Consider the following 14,344-nt stretch of genomic DNA (forward strand, 5'->3'; position numbering starts at 1 on the left):
CCGGCCGCCGTCAGCCCTCGTCTGGCACGGCGTCCGGACGGGCGTAGGTGCGGCCCTTCCAGGCCGCACCGCGCCCCCGGTAGTGCTGCACCGCCGAGTCGACCGTCATGAGGAGATAGAGGAACGCGGTGAACGGCAGCAGGGGAGCGAGCCACAGCGGCTGCCGGTAGTAGCGGAGCATCGGGATGTACGTCCCCGTCATGACGAGCCACGCGAGACCCCCGAGGACCGCCGCCGGCGTACTGCCGGCGGCGAGGCCGGCCAGGACCGCCACGGGCGGGACGAGATACACCAGCGCCAGCCCGGCGACCGTCCCGGCCAGCAGCAGGGAGCTGTGCCGCAGCTGGGCGTACGCGCTGCGCGACACCATGCGCCACAGGTCGTGCAGCCGCGGATACGGCCGCACGCTGTCCACCCGCTCGGCCAGTCCCAGCCAGACGCGGCCCCCGCCGCGCTTGACGGCCCGCGCCAGCGCCACGTCGTCGATCACGGCGTGCCGGATCGCCTCCGGGATCCGCGCCCGCTCGGCGGCCTCCGCCCGCAGCAGGACGCAGCCCCCGGCCGCGGCCGCCGTCCGTCCCCCCTTGCCGATCCGGCGGAAGGGGTACAGCTGCGCGAAGAAGTAGACGAACGCCGGCACGACGAGCCGTTCCCACCCGCTCTCCACCCGCAGCCGGGCCATCTGGGAGACGACGTCGTACCCGCCGGAACGGGCCGCCGCCACCAGCTCCCGCAGACTGTCCGGCGCGTGCGCGATGTCGGCGTCCGTCAGGAGGAAGTACTCGGGCTCACGCGCGCGTGCCAGCCCGATGCCGTGGCGCACCGCCCACAGCTTGCCGGTCCAGCCCGCCGGAGGCTCGCCGGGCGAGCCCACGGTCAGCGGCAGCCCGCCGTGCCGGTGTGCCAGCTCACGCGCCACCTCACCGGTGCCGTCCGAACTGCCGTCGTCGACGAGGAAGATCTCCGCCCGCCCCGGATAGTCCTGAACAAGCAGCGACGGCAGCGCGGCCGGCAGCACGGCCGCCTCGTCGCGGGCGGGGACGACGACGCACACCGACGGCCACGCGTCCGGCTCCTCGCGCGAAGGCAGCCGTACATCGGTGCGCCAGAAGAAGCCCTGGCAGAGCAGCAGCCACAGCCAGGCGAGCAATGATCCAGCGGCAGTCCACACAACGGCGCTCACGCGCGCAGTCTGCCCCACCGGACCTGCCCGAGACGGCTCATCGTCTATCGTGATCGGGTGAAGATCGCGCTCATGGACTCCGGAATCGGTCTGCTGGCGGCCACCGCCGCGGTACGGCGACTGCGCCCCGACGCCGATCTCGTGCTCTCCTTGGACCCCGAGGGCATGCCGTGGGGTCCGCGCACCCCACAGGACCTGACCAGGCGCGCCCTGGCCGTCGCCGAGGCCGCCGCCGCGCGCCGCCCCGACGCCCTGATCGTCGGCTGCAACACCGCGACCGTGCACGCGCTCACCGCCCTGCGCGCCCGCCTGGAACCGGGACTCCCGGTCGTCGGCACGGTCCCGGCGATCAAACCGGCCGCGGCCGGGGGCGGGCACCTCGCCATCTGGGCCACCCCGGCCACCACCGGCAGCCCCTACCAGCAGGCCCTGATCCGGGACTTCGCCGGTGGCGTGCCCGTCACCGAGGTGCCGTGCTGGGGCCTGGCCGAGGCCGTGGAGCACGCGGACGAGGCGGCGATCGACGCGGCCGTGTCCGCGGCCGCCGCCCTCACCCCGGAGGAGGTGACCACCGTCGTCCTGGGCTGCACCCACTACGAACTGGTCGCCGAGCGCATCCGGACCGCCGTCCAGCGCCCCGGCCGCCCGCCCCTCGTGCTGCACGGCTCCGCCGGCGCCGTCGCCGCCCAGGCCCTGCGACGGCTCGGCGAGCAGCCCGCGCCGGGAGCCACACCGCACGGCACGCTCACCGTCCTGCTCAGCGGACGCGAGGGCGCGCTCCCCGCCCCCGCCCTGGCGTACGCCGAGGGGCGCCTGCTGCAGGCGGTCACACCCGCCGGCTGACCGGAACCCGTCACCGACGGTCATCGCCGAGCCGGACCGGCCCGACGCCCGGCCGGCGCAGTCACCCTCCGCCACGAGGTACCAGCGGAACGAAACCTGAGTACTCTCAAAGACATGAGGGACCACCGCCACGGCGACAACGCCCCCCACCCGCACTCGGAGGTCTGGACCGGCCGGGCCACCAACCGGGTGCAGTGGCTGCTGGCGCTCGTGGGCGCCGCCTGCATGGCGCTCGGCATCGAGCTGGCCGTCGACTCGGCATGGAAGTCCGGTATCGCCCCCCTCGTGATGGCCGTCGTCGGGTGCATCGCCGCCGGGCTGCTGGTCCTCTTCGGAACCCTCGCCTTCGTGCACGTCGCCCTGCGGGTCGACGAGGAACACCTCGAGGTGCGCTGCGGCCACATCGGCGTACCCCGCCGCCGCATCCCGCTCTCCCACGTGGCCGGCGCCACGTACATCTCCCATGTCACCCCCCGCCACTGGGGCGGCTGGGGTTACCGATGGCGGCCCGAGAAGGGCACCGCGGTGGTCGTGCGACGGGGTGAGGGCGTCGAGCTGGAGCTGTGGGACGGGCACACCTTCACGATCACCGTGGACGACGCCGAGGCGGCCGTACGGGTGATCGAGGCACGGCTGCGGCCCACCAAGCCGGGCGCCCCCGCACACTGAATCACCGGGGTGCTCGTCACCGGTTGTGATCGACAGTGGTGATCACTGACCGTGATCACGAGGCCCTGGCGCGACCGCCGTGGCCCGTGCTTCCGGAGTGCGGCCCGCCGGTTCGAGAGGGCGCGCCGTGGCCATCCCCGCCAGCAGGCCCGCTCCCACCGACACCGCGGTGAAGCTCAGCGCGTTGCCGATCGCGGCGATCGCAGCGAGCGCCGTCAGGGCCGCGCCCGCGGTGAGCGCCACCGGGGTCGGACGCGGGCCGCGCCACAGCGCGTACAGGACCCACCCGAACGCCGCCGCCAGCAGGACCACGCCGACGATGCCCTGTTCGGCCGCCTGCTGCAGGGGCGCCGAGTGGGGCTTGCCGTCGGACAGCAGTGACTGGGCGGACGTCGTGCTCAGCTCCCCGAAACGGCCCGGGCCGGCTCCCAGGGCGGCGTCCTCGCCCAGCAGATGCCAGGCGTCCTGCCACAGCTGGACGCGGTGCGGCGTGAGCCGCCCCTCCAGAGCGGACACGAAGCCGCTCGGCACGACCCGTGCGGCGATCGCCCAGATCAGACCGGTCACCAGGGCGGCGACCGCCGCCAGGGCTGCCATACCGGCGCCGCGGTGACGGGCGCGGCCGGCGGCCAGTGAGCACACCAGCACCGCGAGACAGGTCACGAAGCCACTGGTCGAGCCGAGCACGGCCGCGAGCACCGCGGTCCCGGCGGCCAGCAGGCGCAGGGCGAACCGAACGGCCGGAACCGGCGCGGCCCAGGCCGCGCAGCACGCGGCGCCGGCCGACAGCGTCAGTACGGCGGCGGTGGCCCCGGCATGGCCCAGGGGCGCGGCGATCTGCGGGCCCGGCGCGAGGTGCGGGACGGCCACGGTCAGCGCGATGCCGGCCAGCGCCCCGGCCGAGGGCGCGCCGACGGGCAGCAGCGCCCCGCTGATCCGCCCGGCGGCGTACCCGGCTGCCACGGCCAGCACCGCCAGGAGTACCCCCTCGGGTCTGCCGTCGTGCACGGCCGCCGTGATCAGGGACCAGCCGGCGCAGGCCCCCAGCACCACGACACCGGCCGCGTCAGAAACGATTCGTCTCTCGCCGTCCGCGTCCGCCCCTGAAGCGGACGTCATCCCACTGGAACCCACCCCGCCCGCCCCCCGGCGCACCCGTCGCCCCCGACCTGTGAAGACCCCGGTCGGCATGGGCCGCGACGGGCCGTACGACTGAGGCTTGGCACACCGTAACGGCTGGTGAAGAGTTTGGGGATGTGCCGTGACGAAATGAACAGGTCGTCCGTCGTGCCTACCGCGCTGTCGGTCCCGAAGTTGCGCGTCTTACACTCCGGGAGTGACCGTCACCGCAACCTCCGTCGGCGAGTCGGACCAGCTGAAGCCGCGGATCGCGCCAGGCGCGCGGACGTGGGCCCGGCGGCTGGTACGTCTCGTTCCGGCCGCCGCGGCCGCCCTCTCCGGCCTGCTCCTCTACGTCTCCTTCCCGCCCCGCACCCTGTGGTGGCTGGCCCTGCCGGCCTTCGCCGTCTTCGGCTGGGTGCAGCGCGGCCGCGGTTGGAAGGCGGCACTCGGGCTCGGCTACCTCTTCGGGCTCGGCTTCCTGCTGCCGCTGCTGGTGTGGACCGGAGTGGAGGTGGGTCCGGGCCCCTGGCTCGCCCTGGTGGCGATCGAGGCCCTCTTCATCGCCCTGGTCGGCGTGGGTGTCGCGGCCGTGTCGAAGCTGCCCGGCGGGCCGGTGTGGGCGGCAGCCGTGTGGATCGCCGGCGAGGCGGCACGCGCGCGTGTGCCCTTCCACGGCTTCCCCTGGGGAAAGATCGCGTTCGGACAGGCGGACGGGGTCTTCCTGCCACTCGCCGCGGTGGGCGGCACACCGGTGCTCGGCTTCGCGGTCGTGCTGTGCGGCTTCGGACTGTACGAAGTCGTCCGGCTGGCCGTGGAACGGCGGCGGACCGGTGAGGTACGGCGCGCCGCGGCGGCCGTGGGCCTGCTCAGTCTGGCCGTCCCGGTCGTGGGCGCCGTCGCCGCCCGGCCACTGGTCAGCGACACGGCGGAGGACGGCACCGCCACCGTCGCGGTGGTCCAGGGCAACGTGCCCCGCGCCGGCCTCGACTTCAACTCCCAGCGGCGCGCCGTACTCGACTACCACGCGCGCGAGACGGAACGCCTGGCCGCCGAGGTCAAGGCCGGCAAGGTCGCGCGGCCGGATTTCGTGCTGTGGCCGGAGAACTCCTCCGACATCGACCCCTTCGCCAACCCCGACGCCCGCGCCGTCATCGACACCGCGGCCAGGTCCATCGGCGTGCCCATCTCGGTCGGCGGTGTCGTCGAGCGGGACGGCAAGCTGTACAACGAGCAGATCCTGTGGGACCCGGCGAAGGGACCCGTCGACACCTACGACAAGCGCCAGATCCAGCCGTTCGGCGAGTACCTGCCGCTGCGCTCGCTCATCGGCGCGATCAACAAGAACTGGACGGCGATGGTCCGCCAGGACTTCAGCCGGGGCACCGAACCCGGCGTGTTCACCATGGACGGCGCCAAGGTCGGCCTCGTCACCTGCTACGAGGCCGCCTTCGACTGGACCGTGCGCTCCGAGGTCACCGACGGCGCCCAGATGATCTCCGTGCCCAGCAACAACGCCACCTTCGACCGCAGCGAGATGACCTACCAGCAGCTCGCCATGTCCCGCGTACGCGCGGTCGAGCACAGCCGGACCGTGACGGTGCCGGTGACCAGCGGTGTCAGCGCGATCATCATGCCGGACGGCAGGATCACCCAGAAGACCGGCATGTTCGTCGCCGACTCACTGGTGCAGAAGGTGCCGCTGCGATCCTCGCAGACCCCCGCGACACGGCTCGGCATCCTGCCGGAGATCGCCCTCGTACTGGTCGCGGCCGGTGGAGTCGGCTGGGCCGTGGGCGCCGGGCTGCGTGCGCGACGCGCCGGTGACGTGTAGCCGTACGCCGGTCGCACGCCGCCCGAATCGCGCAGGGCCGCCCGAACGGGCCCATTAGGGTCGACGGCATGGCTACTCCCGACTTCATCCGCACACTCCGTGCCTCGGCCGGTCATCAGCTGCTCTGGCTCCCCGGGGTCACCGCCCTCGTCTTCGACGACGAGGGCAGAGTGCTGCTCAACCGCCGGGCCGACACCCGCAAGTGGTCCGTGCTCGGCGGCATCCCGGACCCGGGGGAGCAGCCCGCGGCCTGCGCGGTGCGGGAGGTCTACGAGGAGACGGCCGTGCGCTGCGTCGCCGAACGGGTCGTCGTCGTGCAGGCCCTGGAGCCCGTCACGTATGAGAACGGCGACATCTGCCAGTACATGGACATCACCTTCCGCTGCCGGGCCGTCGGCGGCGAGGCGCGGGTCAACGACGACGAGTCGCTGGACGTGGCCTGGTTCGACGTCGACGCCCTGCCCGAACTCGACGACTTCGGGCTGCTCCGGATCAAGCAGGCCCTGTCGGACGCCCCCACGTGGTTCCATCCCACTGCCTCAGGCTGAACTATGGGGCGTGACCACATGGGGTGGGGCAGGGGCGCTGCCTAGGGTCGAACCATGACCGCGCCCCGTGCCCTCCTGGCCCCCCATGCCCGCCCGCTCGACCTGGGCGGCCGCACCGCGCTCGTCACCGGCGCCGCCGGCGGCATCGGCCGTGCCTGCGCGCTGCGGCTCGCGGCCGCCGGGGCCAAGGTGAGAGCCGTCGACCGGGACGCCGCGGGCCTGGAGGCACTGGCCGACCGGGCACACGGCCTCGCCGGCGCGGTGGAGCCGCACGTCCTCGACCTCACCGACCTGGACGCCGCCGAACTCGCGGCCGCGGGCACCGACGTCCTCGTCAACAACGCCGGCATCCAACTGGTACGCCCCATCGAGGAGTTCCCGCCGGACGTGTTCCACACGGTGCTCACCGTGATGCTGGAGGCCCCGTTCCGGCTCATCCGCGGGGCCCTTCCCCACATGTACGGGCAGGGGTGGGGCCGCATCGTGAACGTGTCGTCCGTCCACGGGCTGCGCGCCTCGGCCTACAAGTCGGCCTATGTGGCCGCCAAACACGGCCTGGAGGGACTGTCCAAGACCACCGCCCTCGAAGGCGCGCCCCACGGTGTCACCTCGAACTGTGTGAACCCCGCCTATGTGCGCACGCCACTGGTCGAGAAGCAGCTCGCCGACCAGGCGCAGGCGCACGGCATCTCCGAGGAACGCGTCCTGGCGGAGGTGCTGCTCAAGGACAGCGCCGTCAAGCGGCTCATCGAACCGGAGGAGGTCGCCGAGGCCGTGGCGTATCTGTGCGGTCCGCAGGCGTCCTTCGTGACCGGCACCTCGCTCGTGCTCGACGGTGGCTGGACCGCCCACTGAGCAGCCGGTCCCGTCGGCCCGGGGAGTTGTCCACAGGGCTGACGGGACGGCCCGGTCATGGTGAATCCTGTGAGCATGTCCAGCGATCATGTGCAGTCCGCCGAGATGCCGTTCCTCGAGCTCCTGGCCAGGGGCGCGTCGGCCGACGCCTATGAGCAGCCGGAGCTGCTCGCGCGTGCCGAAGGGCGCCCGGCGGAATGGATCGCCGCGCTCCGGCAGGCCAAGCCGCTCGCCCTGCGCGTGCGCGCCGAGCTGGAGGGGCGACGCCGACGCGAGGCCGAGCTCTCCGCACTGTTCGAGACGGCCCACGACCTCGCGGGCCTGCGCGACCTCGACGCGGTACTCCAGGCGATCGTGCAGCGCGCCCGGTCGCTGCTGGGCACGGATGTCGCCTACCTCAGCCTGCACGACACGGAGCGCGGCGACACCTACATGCGGGTCACCGAGGGCTCGGTCGCGGCCCGGTTCCAGCAGCTGCGGCTCGGCATGGGGGAGGGGCTCGGCGGCCTGGTCGCACAGACCGCGCGCCCCTATGTCACCGACGACTACTTCAAGGACGACCGTTTCCAGCACACCCTCGCCATCGACGCGGGGGTGCGGGACGAGGGGCTGGTGGCCATCTGCGGGGTGCCGTTGACGCTCGGGCACCACGTCATCGGCGTGCTGTTCGCCGCGGACCGGCGCGCCCGGGTCTTCGAGCGGGAGCAGATCGCCCTGCTCGGCTCCTTCGCCGCCCTCGCCGCGGCCGCCATCGACACCGCCAATCTGCTCGCCGAGACCCGGTCGGCCCTCGCCGGCCTCGAGCGGGCCAACGAGATCATCCGGGACCGCAGCGGCGTCATCGAGCGCGCGTCCGACGTGCACGACCGGCTGGCCGAACTCGTCCTGCGCGGCGGCGGAGTGCACGACGTGGCCGACGCGGTCTCCGAGATCCTCGACGGCACCGTCCGGTTCGCCGAGCCCACCGCGACCCCGGCCGGAGCGCTGGAGACGTCCCGCGCGGAGGGCCACGCGGTGCGGCACGGGGACGACTGGATCGCCGCCGTCACGGCGGGCGGCGAACTGCTCGGCGCCCTCGTGCTGCGCGGGCACCCGGGGCTCGACCCCGTCGACCAGCGCACCCTGGAGCGTGCCGCCATGGTCACCTCCCTGCTGCTCCTGGCCCGCAGATCCGCCGCCGAGGCCGAACAGCGCGTGCGCGGTGAGCTGCTGGACGACCTGCTCGACGCCCGTGACCGCGACCCGCGCCTGCTGCGGGAGCGCGCGGCCCGGCTGCACGCCGACCTCGACGCGCTCCATGTCGTGCTGGCCGCGCGGCCGGAGGGCGGCGCGGCCGATGCCGACCAGGAGGCGGACGCCCGCAGACGCCTGGCAGCGGCGGCGTCCCACCTGGCCGCGACCCGGCACGGCCTGGCCGCCACGCGGGACGGGGGCACCGTCCTGCTGCTGCCCCTCGGCCCTGGGGACACCGCGACCGGCCTGGCCCGCCGCGCCGCCCGGCACCTGGGCACAGCGGTCCACGCACCGGTCACGGTCGGTGCTTCCGCACCCGCCGAGGGCCTCGCCACCCGCCCCGAGAGCGTGGCCACGGCCTACGCGGAGGCCCGGCGCTGCCTCGAAGCCCTGCGTGTCCTCGGCCGTTGCGGGGACGGGGCCGCCGCCGAGGACTTCGGCTTCCTGGGTCTGCTGCTGGCCGGTGACCGGGACATCCCGGGCTTCGTCGACCGCACCATCGGCCAGGTCATCGCCTACGACCGGCGACGCGGCACGGAACTGCTGCGCACACTCGACGCGTACTTCGCCTGCGGCATGAGCCCCGCCCGTACCAAGGACGACCTGCACGTCCATGTGAACACGGTCGCCCAGCGCCTGGAGCGAGTCGGCCGCCTCCTCGGCGACGACTGGCAGAGCCCGGCCCGCGCCCTGGAGATCCAACTCGCCCTGCGGTTGCACCGGTTGTCGGAGCCGGCACAGCACTGACCCCCGTACGCGCGGACGCACGGGGGCCGGACTCGGGGTGCATCAGACGGCCCGGGCGTCCTCCGCCCCGGCCACCGTCCGGTCCGCGTCGGCTCCGGAGGGAAGGGCGACATCGGCCAGGTCCCGGTGGCGGGTCTCCTCGGCCGCCGCCACCGCGACGACCGTGAGCACGGCGGCGGCGATGACGTACAGGGCGATCGGCGTGGAGCTGCCGTAGTCGGACAGCAGTGCGGTGGCGATCAGCGGCGCGGGCGCGCCCGCCGCGACGGAGGCGAACTGGGCGCCGATCGAGGCACCGGAGTAGCGCATCCGGGTCGCGAACATCTCGGAGAAGAACGCGGCCTGGGGCGCGTACATCGCCCCGTGCAGGACCAGCCCGACGGTGACGGCGAGGAGCAGGTTGCCAAAGCCGCCGGTGTCGATCAGCGAGAAGAACGGGAACATCCACAGCCCGACACCGACCGCACCCACGAGATATACGGGGCGGCGGCCGATCCGGTCGGACAGCGCGCCCCACGCAGGGATGACCACGAAGTGCACGGCCGAGGCGATCAGCACCGCGTTGAGCGCGGTCTGCTTGGAGACATCGGCCGAGGTGGTGGCGTAGACGAGGATGAACGCGGTGATGACGTAGTAGCTGATGTTCTCCGCCATGCGCGCCCCCATCGCGACCAGGACGTCACGCCAGTGGTGCCGCAGCACGGAGACGAGCGGCAGCTTCTCGGCTTCCCCCGCGCGGTCCGCCTTGCGGGCCTCGGCCTGCGCCAACGCCTGCTGAAAGACCGGCGATTCGTCGACAGACAGACGAATCCACAAACCGACGATCACCAGCACCCCGGAGAGCAGGAACGGCACCCGCCAGCCCCAGCTGCCGAAGGCGGCGTCCGACAGCAGGGCCGTGAGCAGGGACAGCACACCGGTGGCGAGGAGCTGCCCCGCCGGCGCGCCGGTCTGCGGCCACGACGCCCAGAACCCGCGCCGCCGGGCGTCCCCGTGCTCCGACACCAGCAGTACGGCACCGCCCCACTCACCGCCGAGCGCGAAGCCCTGGACCAGCCGGAGCACGGTGAGCAGCACCGGCGCTGCCGTCCCGATGGAGGCGTGCGTCGGCAGCAGCCCGATGGCGAAGGTCGCCCCGCCCATCAGCAGCAGACTGAGCACCAGCAACTTCTTGCGCCCGAGCCGGTCGCCGTAGTGCCCGAACACCAGCGCGCCCAGTGGCCGGGCGGCGAATCCGACCGCGTACGTCAGGAACGACAGCAGGGTGCCGACGAGCGGGTCGGAGTCCGGGAAGAACAGCTTGTTGAACACGAGCGCGGCGGCGGAGCCGTAGAGGAAGAAGTCGTACCACTCGATGGTGGTGCCGATGAGGCTGGCGGCGACGATGCGACGGAGGTTCCCGGGGGGTGGGGGAGCGGTGGTTGCGGAGGCCATGTGCGCCACTTCCTCGTGTGCGGTGGGGACGGGTACGTGTGGCACACCGTAGGAAGGTGCAGGTCAGGGGCACATGTGGTGGGACAACATACTTCGGGGCGCCGTTGTGCGTGAGGCCACCATGCCTGCTGGCGGAGCGACGATGGTGAGGCCTGGAGAGCGGCGAAACAAAGTGCTGTCCGGGAAGCGTGGTTGGGGGGTGATGCAACGGTGGCGTGCTCTCACCCGTGCTGGTCGGTGCTGACTGATTCCCACGTCATCGCGTGTGTTCGTCTCTCGCGTGCTGACTTTTTGCATCAGAGGCGGATCGGGCCCATAGCTGCGCTGCGGGAGGCGGCCCGAAGGAAGTCCGCGACGGCTGGCGGGCCCGCACAGTGGGTGGGGGCGGCGGCCAGGCTGCCGACGCCATCGCTCACCATCCGCAACGCGGTCGGGTCGTGGCGCAGGCCAAGCACACCCGCGTCGGCGGGAAGGCGGGCTCATCGGTGAGGATGGATGGTCCGCGCGCCCTCCCGCGCGAGCCGGTTCAGGCGTGCGGCCTGACCGGCAGAGTGCCTGACGCTGTCCAGGTGACAAGTGCTGCCAGTGCCCGAGTTGTGTGCGCGATGAACGAGCGCAACTCGATGGCGTCTGGAGTGGAAATCAGGAAGGCTCGCGCGCATGGTTTCGGTATTGCAGAACATAGCGATTGACTGCGCGGATGCCTACGAGCTGGCCCGGTTCTGGAGCAGGGTGACCGGCCGTCCGCTGCACCCGGAGGACAAACCGGGTGATCCGGAGGTTCAGGTGCTGCTGGCGGAGGGCCCAGTGCTGTACTTCAACCAGGTGCCCGAGTCCAAGACGATCAAAAACCGGATCCATCTGTGTTTGCGCCCAGAGACCTCGCGCGAGCAGGAGGTGGAACGACTGCTGGGCCTCGGCGCCACCCTTGTCACCGATCTCCGGAATCCCGATGGCTCTGGCTGGGCGGTCCTTGCTGATCCCGAAGGCAACGAGTTCTGCGTTCTGCGCAGCGAGTCCGACCGAGCCGCCATGACTTCCTGACGCTTCTGCGACCATCCTGGCCTATCTCACAGTTTGTCGTACCTCGTGGCCACGGCGCGGTTCCTCTTGAGGCGGTTGATCCCGCATTCGACCGCGTGCCGGGCCTTGTAGTCCTGCGAGTCGAACCTCGGCGGCCGGCCGCCGAGCGAGCCGCGCTTCTTGCGGTGGCGGGCCCGGTCGACCTTGTCCGGGATGGTGCGGCGGATCCCGCGCCGCCGCAGGTAAGCGCGGTTCTTCCGGGATGCGTACGCCTTATCGGCGCGCAAGCGATCGGGTCGGGTGCGCGCCCCGCCAGGCCCGAGACGCGGGACGCGGACCTTGTTCGGGACGGGCTCGAACTGCGGAGTATCGCCCCGCTGCCCGGCCGTGATCACGATGGACATGGGTTTCGGGCCCTGTTCGACCGCCAGATGCGGCTTGGTCGTCGGGCCGCCACGCGAGCGCCCCAGCCCGTGGTCGCCCGGCTCGACTGCGACGCCGCCGGGCGGCTCCTTCGGCAACTCCCCTTTTTCCTCGCCCCGGCGGCGTGCTGGTGGGCCCGGCATACCGTGGAGTCGACGTTGAGGTCCCACGTGATCAAGCCCTCGGCGTCGACCCGGGCCTGGAGCGCGGTGAAGATCCGCTGCCAGATGCCGCTGCGCCGCCACCGGCGGAACAGGTCGTACACCCGGCCCCACGTCCCGTACCGCGCGGGCAGGTGCCGCCACGGGATGCCGGTACGGACCCGGAACCGTATGCCGTCGATCAGTTGTCGCCGGGGCCATGTCGGCGGCCGACCGGGCTTCTTGCCCCTCGGCAACAGCGGCTCGTGCACGGCCCACTGCTCGTCCGTCAGGTCTCCACGCGCCACGAACCAAGATCACCCCACGTGCAAGATCCACTTTTGATACACCCCCTGGCCGAGGCTGTCGCACCTACACTGCGCGAGATCTTCGCGTCCTGTGTCAGGCGGCCACTGCCGACTCCGGCAGGCCCTTGAATCTTGGACAGGCGTGGGACGTTGGCCGAGAGTTATCGTGAATGAAAGCGTATGAGCCCGATGTCGGCAGCGAATATGGGCTGCCAGACGACGCCCGCCGTGAGCCTCGCGCTATCCCCACCACCGCGGAGTTGTGGGTTCATGGACGGCTGAGGGACAAGCACGGGCGGAACCGAGCGTGACACTGCAACTACCGTCGAGAGCGCGTTTGCCCAGGGTACGCGGATCGAAATTCGCGGGATGGGCTGGACAGGCCAGCGGACGGTCGAGCTCCGGTCGACGGGCAGTGCATCGCGATCAACCGCGTCCCGCAGGGCCGCCCCGAGGACCCCGGTAGCGGCGGAGCGGCAGGGCCGACAAACCGGAGACGGAGCCATCGGAGCGCAGTCATGGCAGCACCAGTCCTGAAAGACCACCTCATTCCGTGGACCTCGACCATCCCTGCGAACAAGGGCAAGCCCGCCACGCTCTTCGTGCGGGAGCGCAACGGCACCAAGCCGAACAAGCCGCGCGAGCCCGTTCTGATGCTGCACGGACGCAGTGTGCCGGCGCTGGCGGGCTTCGACCTCCAGCACGGCACATACAGCTGGGCCACATTCCTGGCCGAGGCGGGCTACGACGTGTTCGTCATGGACCTCCAGGGGTCCGGCCGGTCCACGCGCCCCGAAATGGACGACCCACGCAACGTGAACCCTGCCCAGAAGCCGCTCCTGGACGTTCATCCAGGAGGTGCCTCGGGCCCTGTGCAGTACGCCTCCCAGCTGGACAACTCCCAGAGCAACTGGGACGAGGTCCACAAGGTCATCACCTACATCAAGGACCTCACCGGCGCGTCCAAAGCCCACCTCATCGGCTGGTCGGCCGCCGCACAGCAGCTCGGCCCGTATGCCATCCGGCACAAGGAGAACGTCAAAAGCCTGCTCCTGCTCGCGCCGATCTTCCCTCCCAACGGCAGGCAGAGCAAACCCGGGACGCGCTGGGACCCGCCGGTGCAGCTGCCACAGAGCGAACCGGCTTCCGTGTTCGGCTTCCCCATGACCCTCACCACCAAGGCGGGTTTCACCACGGCGTGGGACAGGGACGTGAAGTGCCACAAGCAGCGGGAGGAGGGGATGGTCGATGTGGTGTGGGATGCGATCATGGAAAATGACGCCGTCGGTGCCAAGTGGGGTCCCGACGTGGCGGGAAAACCCTCGGGCGTCGTGCGGGTGAAGAACCAGTACTGGTGGGGCTGGAACTCCACCACTGTGCCGCTGGACGACATCCTCGGCTCCGACGTCCCCGTGCTCATCATCTACGGAGACCTCGACTCCACGGTCAACACACCAGCCAACCTCGGGCTGCTGCACTTCTCGGTGCCCGCGCTCTACGACGCCATCCCCGGCGCGCACAAGCTGATGTTCCGCATCGCCTGCGCAGGCCACCAAATCCTTTGGGAGCGCCAGGCCAATGCAGTGCACAGGATGTCCCGGCAATGGCTCAAGGACGGCACTGCGGAAGACCTCGCGAAAGGCAGCTACTTCCTGGACGAGGACGGGGTCCTCACCCCGATGGACTGACAGCTTCGTGCCGTACGCCACCCGACAACGCCTACCAGCGCACCACCGGAGACGGACGGGACAGCAGCACCCGCTCAGCTACGGGCACGTGCTCCGGACCCGCACGTCAAAGACCCGCCTGAGATGAAAGGTGGGCCGAGGAAGGGTCACATCGTCATACCGCGAGTTCAGCGAGATGCGCCGCATTGCGTGGAGCCGAGGGGAATCGCATGTCTTTTGAGGTTACGCAGAACGTGCACGAGCAGCGGGACCGAGCTGGTCGGCTTCGCCATATGGAGCATGTGCAGGAGCCATACA

At 71.5% G+C, this 14,344-nt stretch carries 12 protein-coding genes and 1 pseudogene; 8 read left to right on the forward strand and 5 right to left on the reverse strand.

What is annotated here, in order from left to right:
• Window positions 1-10 precede the first annotated feature (10 nt).
• Window positions 11-1,201 carry a glycosyltransferase gene (locus tag ACIRDU_RS31615; RefSeq protein ID WP_403585841.1) on the reverse strand — a complete coding sequence of 397 codons (1,191 nt, stop codon included), beginning with the start codon at window positions 1,199-1,201 and terminating at the stop codon, window positions 11-13.
• Window positions 1,202-1,240: 39 nt separating this feature from the next.
• On the opposite strand from ACIRDU_RS31615, the gene ACIRDU_RS31620 reads away from it, so the two are divergent.
• Together ACIRDU_RS31620 and ACIRDU_RS31625 are read left to right on the forward strand one after the other, a co-directional pair.
• Window positions 1,241-2,026 (forward strand): glutamate racemase, encoded by a 786-nt coding sequence (locus ACIRDU_RS31620; RefSeq protein ID WP_403585844.1) that lies wholly within the window; start codon window positions 1,241-1,243, stop codon window positions 2,024-2,026.
• 114 nt (window positions 2,027-2,140) lie between these two features.
• Window positions 2,141-2,695, forward strand: a complete 555-nt coding sequence (locus tag ACIRDU_RS31625; protein ID WP_403585846.1) for a hypothetical protein — start codon at window positions 2,141-2,143, stop codon at window positions 2,693-2,695.
• A 42-nt stretch (window positions 2,696-2,737) separates the two neighbouring features.
• Here ACIRDU_RS31625 and ACIRDU_RS31630 read toward each other — a convergent pair whose 3' ends face one another.
• Complete coding sequence (locus ACIRDU_RS31630; protein WP_403585848.1) at window positions 2,738-3,814, reverse strand: O-antigen ligase family protein; 1,077 nt, start codon at window positions 3,812-3,814, stop codon at window positions 2,738-2,740.
• Window positions 3,815-4,031: 217 nt separating this feature from the next.
• Between ACIRDU_RS31630 and lnt the strand changes: the two genes are divergently transcribed.
• The 4 genes from lnt (at window position 4,032) to ACIRDU_RS31650 (ending at window position 9,031) form a co-directional block, all read left to right on the forward strand.
• A complete protein-coding gene (gene lnt / locus ACIRDU_RS31635) occupies window positions 4,032-5,648 on the forward strand; it encodes an apolipoprotein N-acyltransferase (RefSeq protein ID WP_403585850.1) in 1,617 nt (538 codons plus the stop codon).
• Window positions 5,649-5,716: 68 nt separating this feature from the next.
• On the forward strand, window positions 5,717-6,196 hold the full coding sequence (locus ACIRDU_RS31640) for an NUDIX hydrolase (protein ID WP_403585852.1): 480 nt from the start codon (window positions 5,717-5,719) through the stop codon (window positions 6,194-6,196).
• Between the two features lie 54 nt (window positions 6,197-6,250).
• Window positions 6,251-7,051 (forward strand): 3-hydroxybutyrate dehydrogenase, encoded by an 801-nt coding sequence (locus tag ACIRDU_RS31645; RefSeq protein WP_403585855.1) that lies wholly within the window; start codon window positions 6,251-6,253, stop codon window positions 7,049-7,051.
• Window positions 7,052-7,126: 75 nt separating this feature from the next.
• The gene (locus tag ACIRDU_RS31650) at window positions 7,127-9,031 is read left to right on the forward strand and encodes a helix-turn-helix domain-containing protein (protein WP_403585858.1); all 1,905 of its coding nucleotides are present in this window, start codon (window positions 7,127-7,129) and stop codon (window positions 9,029-9,031) included.
• 42 nt (window positions 9,032-9,073) lie between these two features.
• Here ACIRDU_RS31650 and ACIRDU_RS31655 read toward each other — a convergent pair whose 3' ends face one another.
• Entirely contained in the window at window positions 9,074-10,465 is a 1,392-nt protein-coding gene (locus ACIRDU_RS31655) for an MFS transporter (protein ID WP_403585861.1), read from the reverse strand.
• Window positions 10,466-11,125: 660 nt separating this feature from the next.
• Here ACIRDU_RS31655 and ACIRDU_RS31660 point away from each other — a divergent pair.
• Window positions 11,126-11,509 carry a VOC family protein gene (locus ACIRDU_RS31660; RefSeq protein WP_403585864.1) on the forward strand — a complete coding sequence of 128 codons (384 nt, stop codon included), beginning with the start codon at window positions 11,126-11,128 and terminating at the stop codon, window positions 11,507-11,509.
• Between the two features lie 26 nt (window positions 11,510-11,535).
• Here the strand turns inward: ACIRDU_RS31660 and ACIRDU_RS31665 are convergent, their stop codons facing one another.
• Window positions 11,536-12,009: a transposase gene (locus ACIRDU_RS31665; RefSeq protein WP_403585973.1), complete on the reverse strand. Its 474-nt coding sequence runs from the start codon at window positions 12,007-12,009 to the stop codon at window positions 11,536-11,538.
• 44 nt (window positions 12,010-12,053) lie between these two features.
• Window positions 12,054-12,359: pseudogene (locus tag ACIRDU_RS31670) on the reverse strand (transposase); the annotation flags it as partial.
• 518 nt (window positions 12,360-12,877) lie between these two features.
• On the opposite strand from ACIRDU_RS31670, the gene ACIRDU_RS31675 reads away from it, so the two are divergent.
• Entirely contained in the window at window positions 12,878-14,047 is a 1,170-nt protein-coding gene (locus tag ACIRDU_RS31675) for an alpha/beta fold hydrolase (protein ID WP_403585866.1), read from the forward strand.
• Window positions 14,048-14,344: the final 297 nt, after the last annotated feature.

The organism is Streptomyces sp. NPDC093598, assembly GCF_044764825.1.
GTDB lineage: Bacteria > Actinomycetota > Actinomycetes > Streptomycetales > Streptomycetaceae > Streptomyces.

Bases quoted from the DNA above. Each gene is read 5' to 3' on its own strand.
- ACIRDU_RS31625 (WP_403585846.1), top strand. From the start codon at position 2,141: ATGAGGGACCACCGCCACGGCGACAACGCCCCCCACCCGCACTCGGAG.
- ACIRDU_RS31630 (WP_403585848.1), bottom strand. From the start codon at position 3,814: ATGACGTCCGCTTCAGGGGCGGACGCGGACGGCGAGAGACGAATCGTT.
- ACIRDU_RS31640 (WP_403585852.1), top strand. From the start codon at position 5,717: ATGGCTACTCCCGACTTCATCCGCACACTCCGTGCCTCGGCCGGTCAT.
- ACIRDU_RS31645 (WP_403585855.1), top strand. From the start codon at position 6,251: ATGACCGCGCCCCGTGCCCTCCTGGCCCCCCATGCCCGCCCGCTCGAC.
- ACIRDU_RS31650 (WP_403585858.1), top strand. From the start codon at position 7,127: ATGTCCAGCGATCATGTGCAGTCCGCCGAGATGCCGTTCCTCGAGCTC.
- ACIRDU_RS31655 (WP_403585861.1), bottom strand. From the start codon at position 10,465: ATGGCCTCCGCAACCACCGCTCCCCCACCCCCCGGGAACCTCCGTCGC.
- ACIRDU_RS31660 (WP_403585864.1), top strand. From the start codon at position 11,126: ATGGTTTCGGTATTGCAGAACATAGCGATTGACTGCGCGGATGCCTAC.
- ACIRDU_RS31675 (WP_403585866.1), top strand. From the start codon at position 12,878: ATGGCAGCACCAGTCCTGAAAGACCACCTCATTCCGTGGACCTCGACC.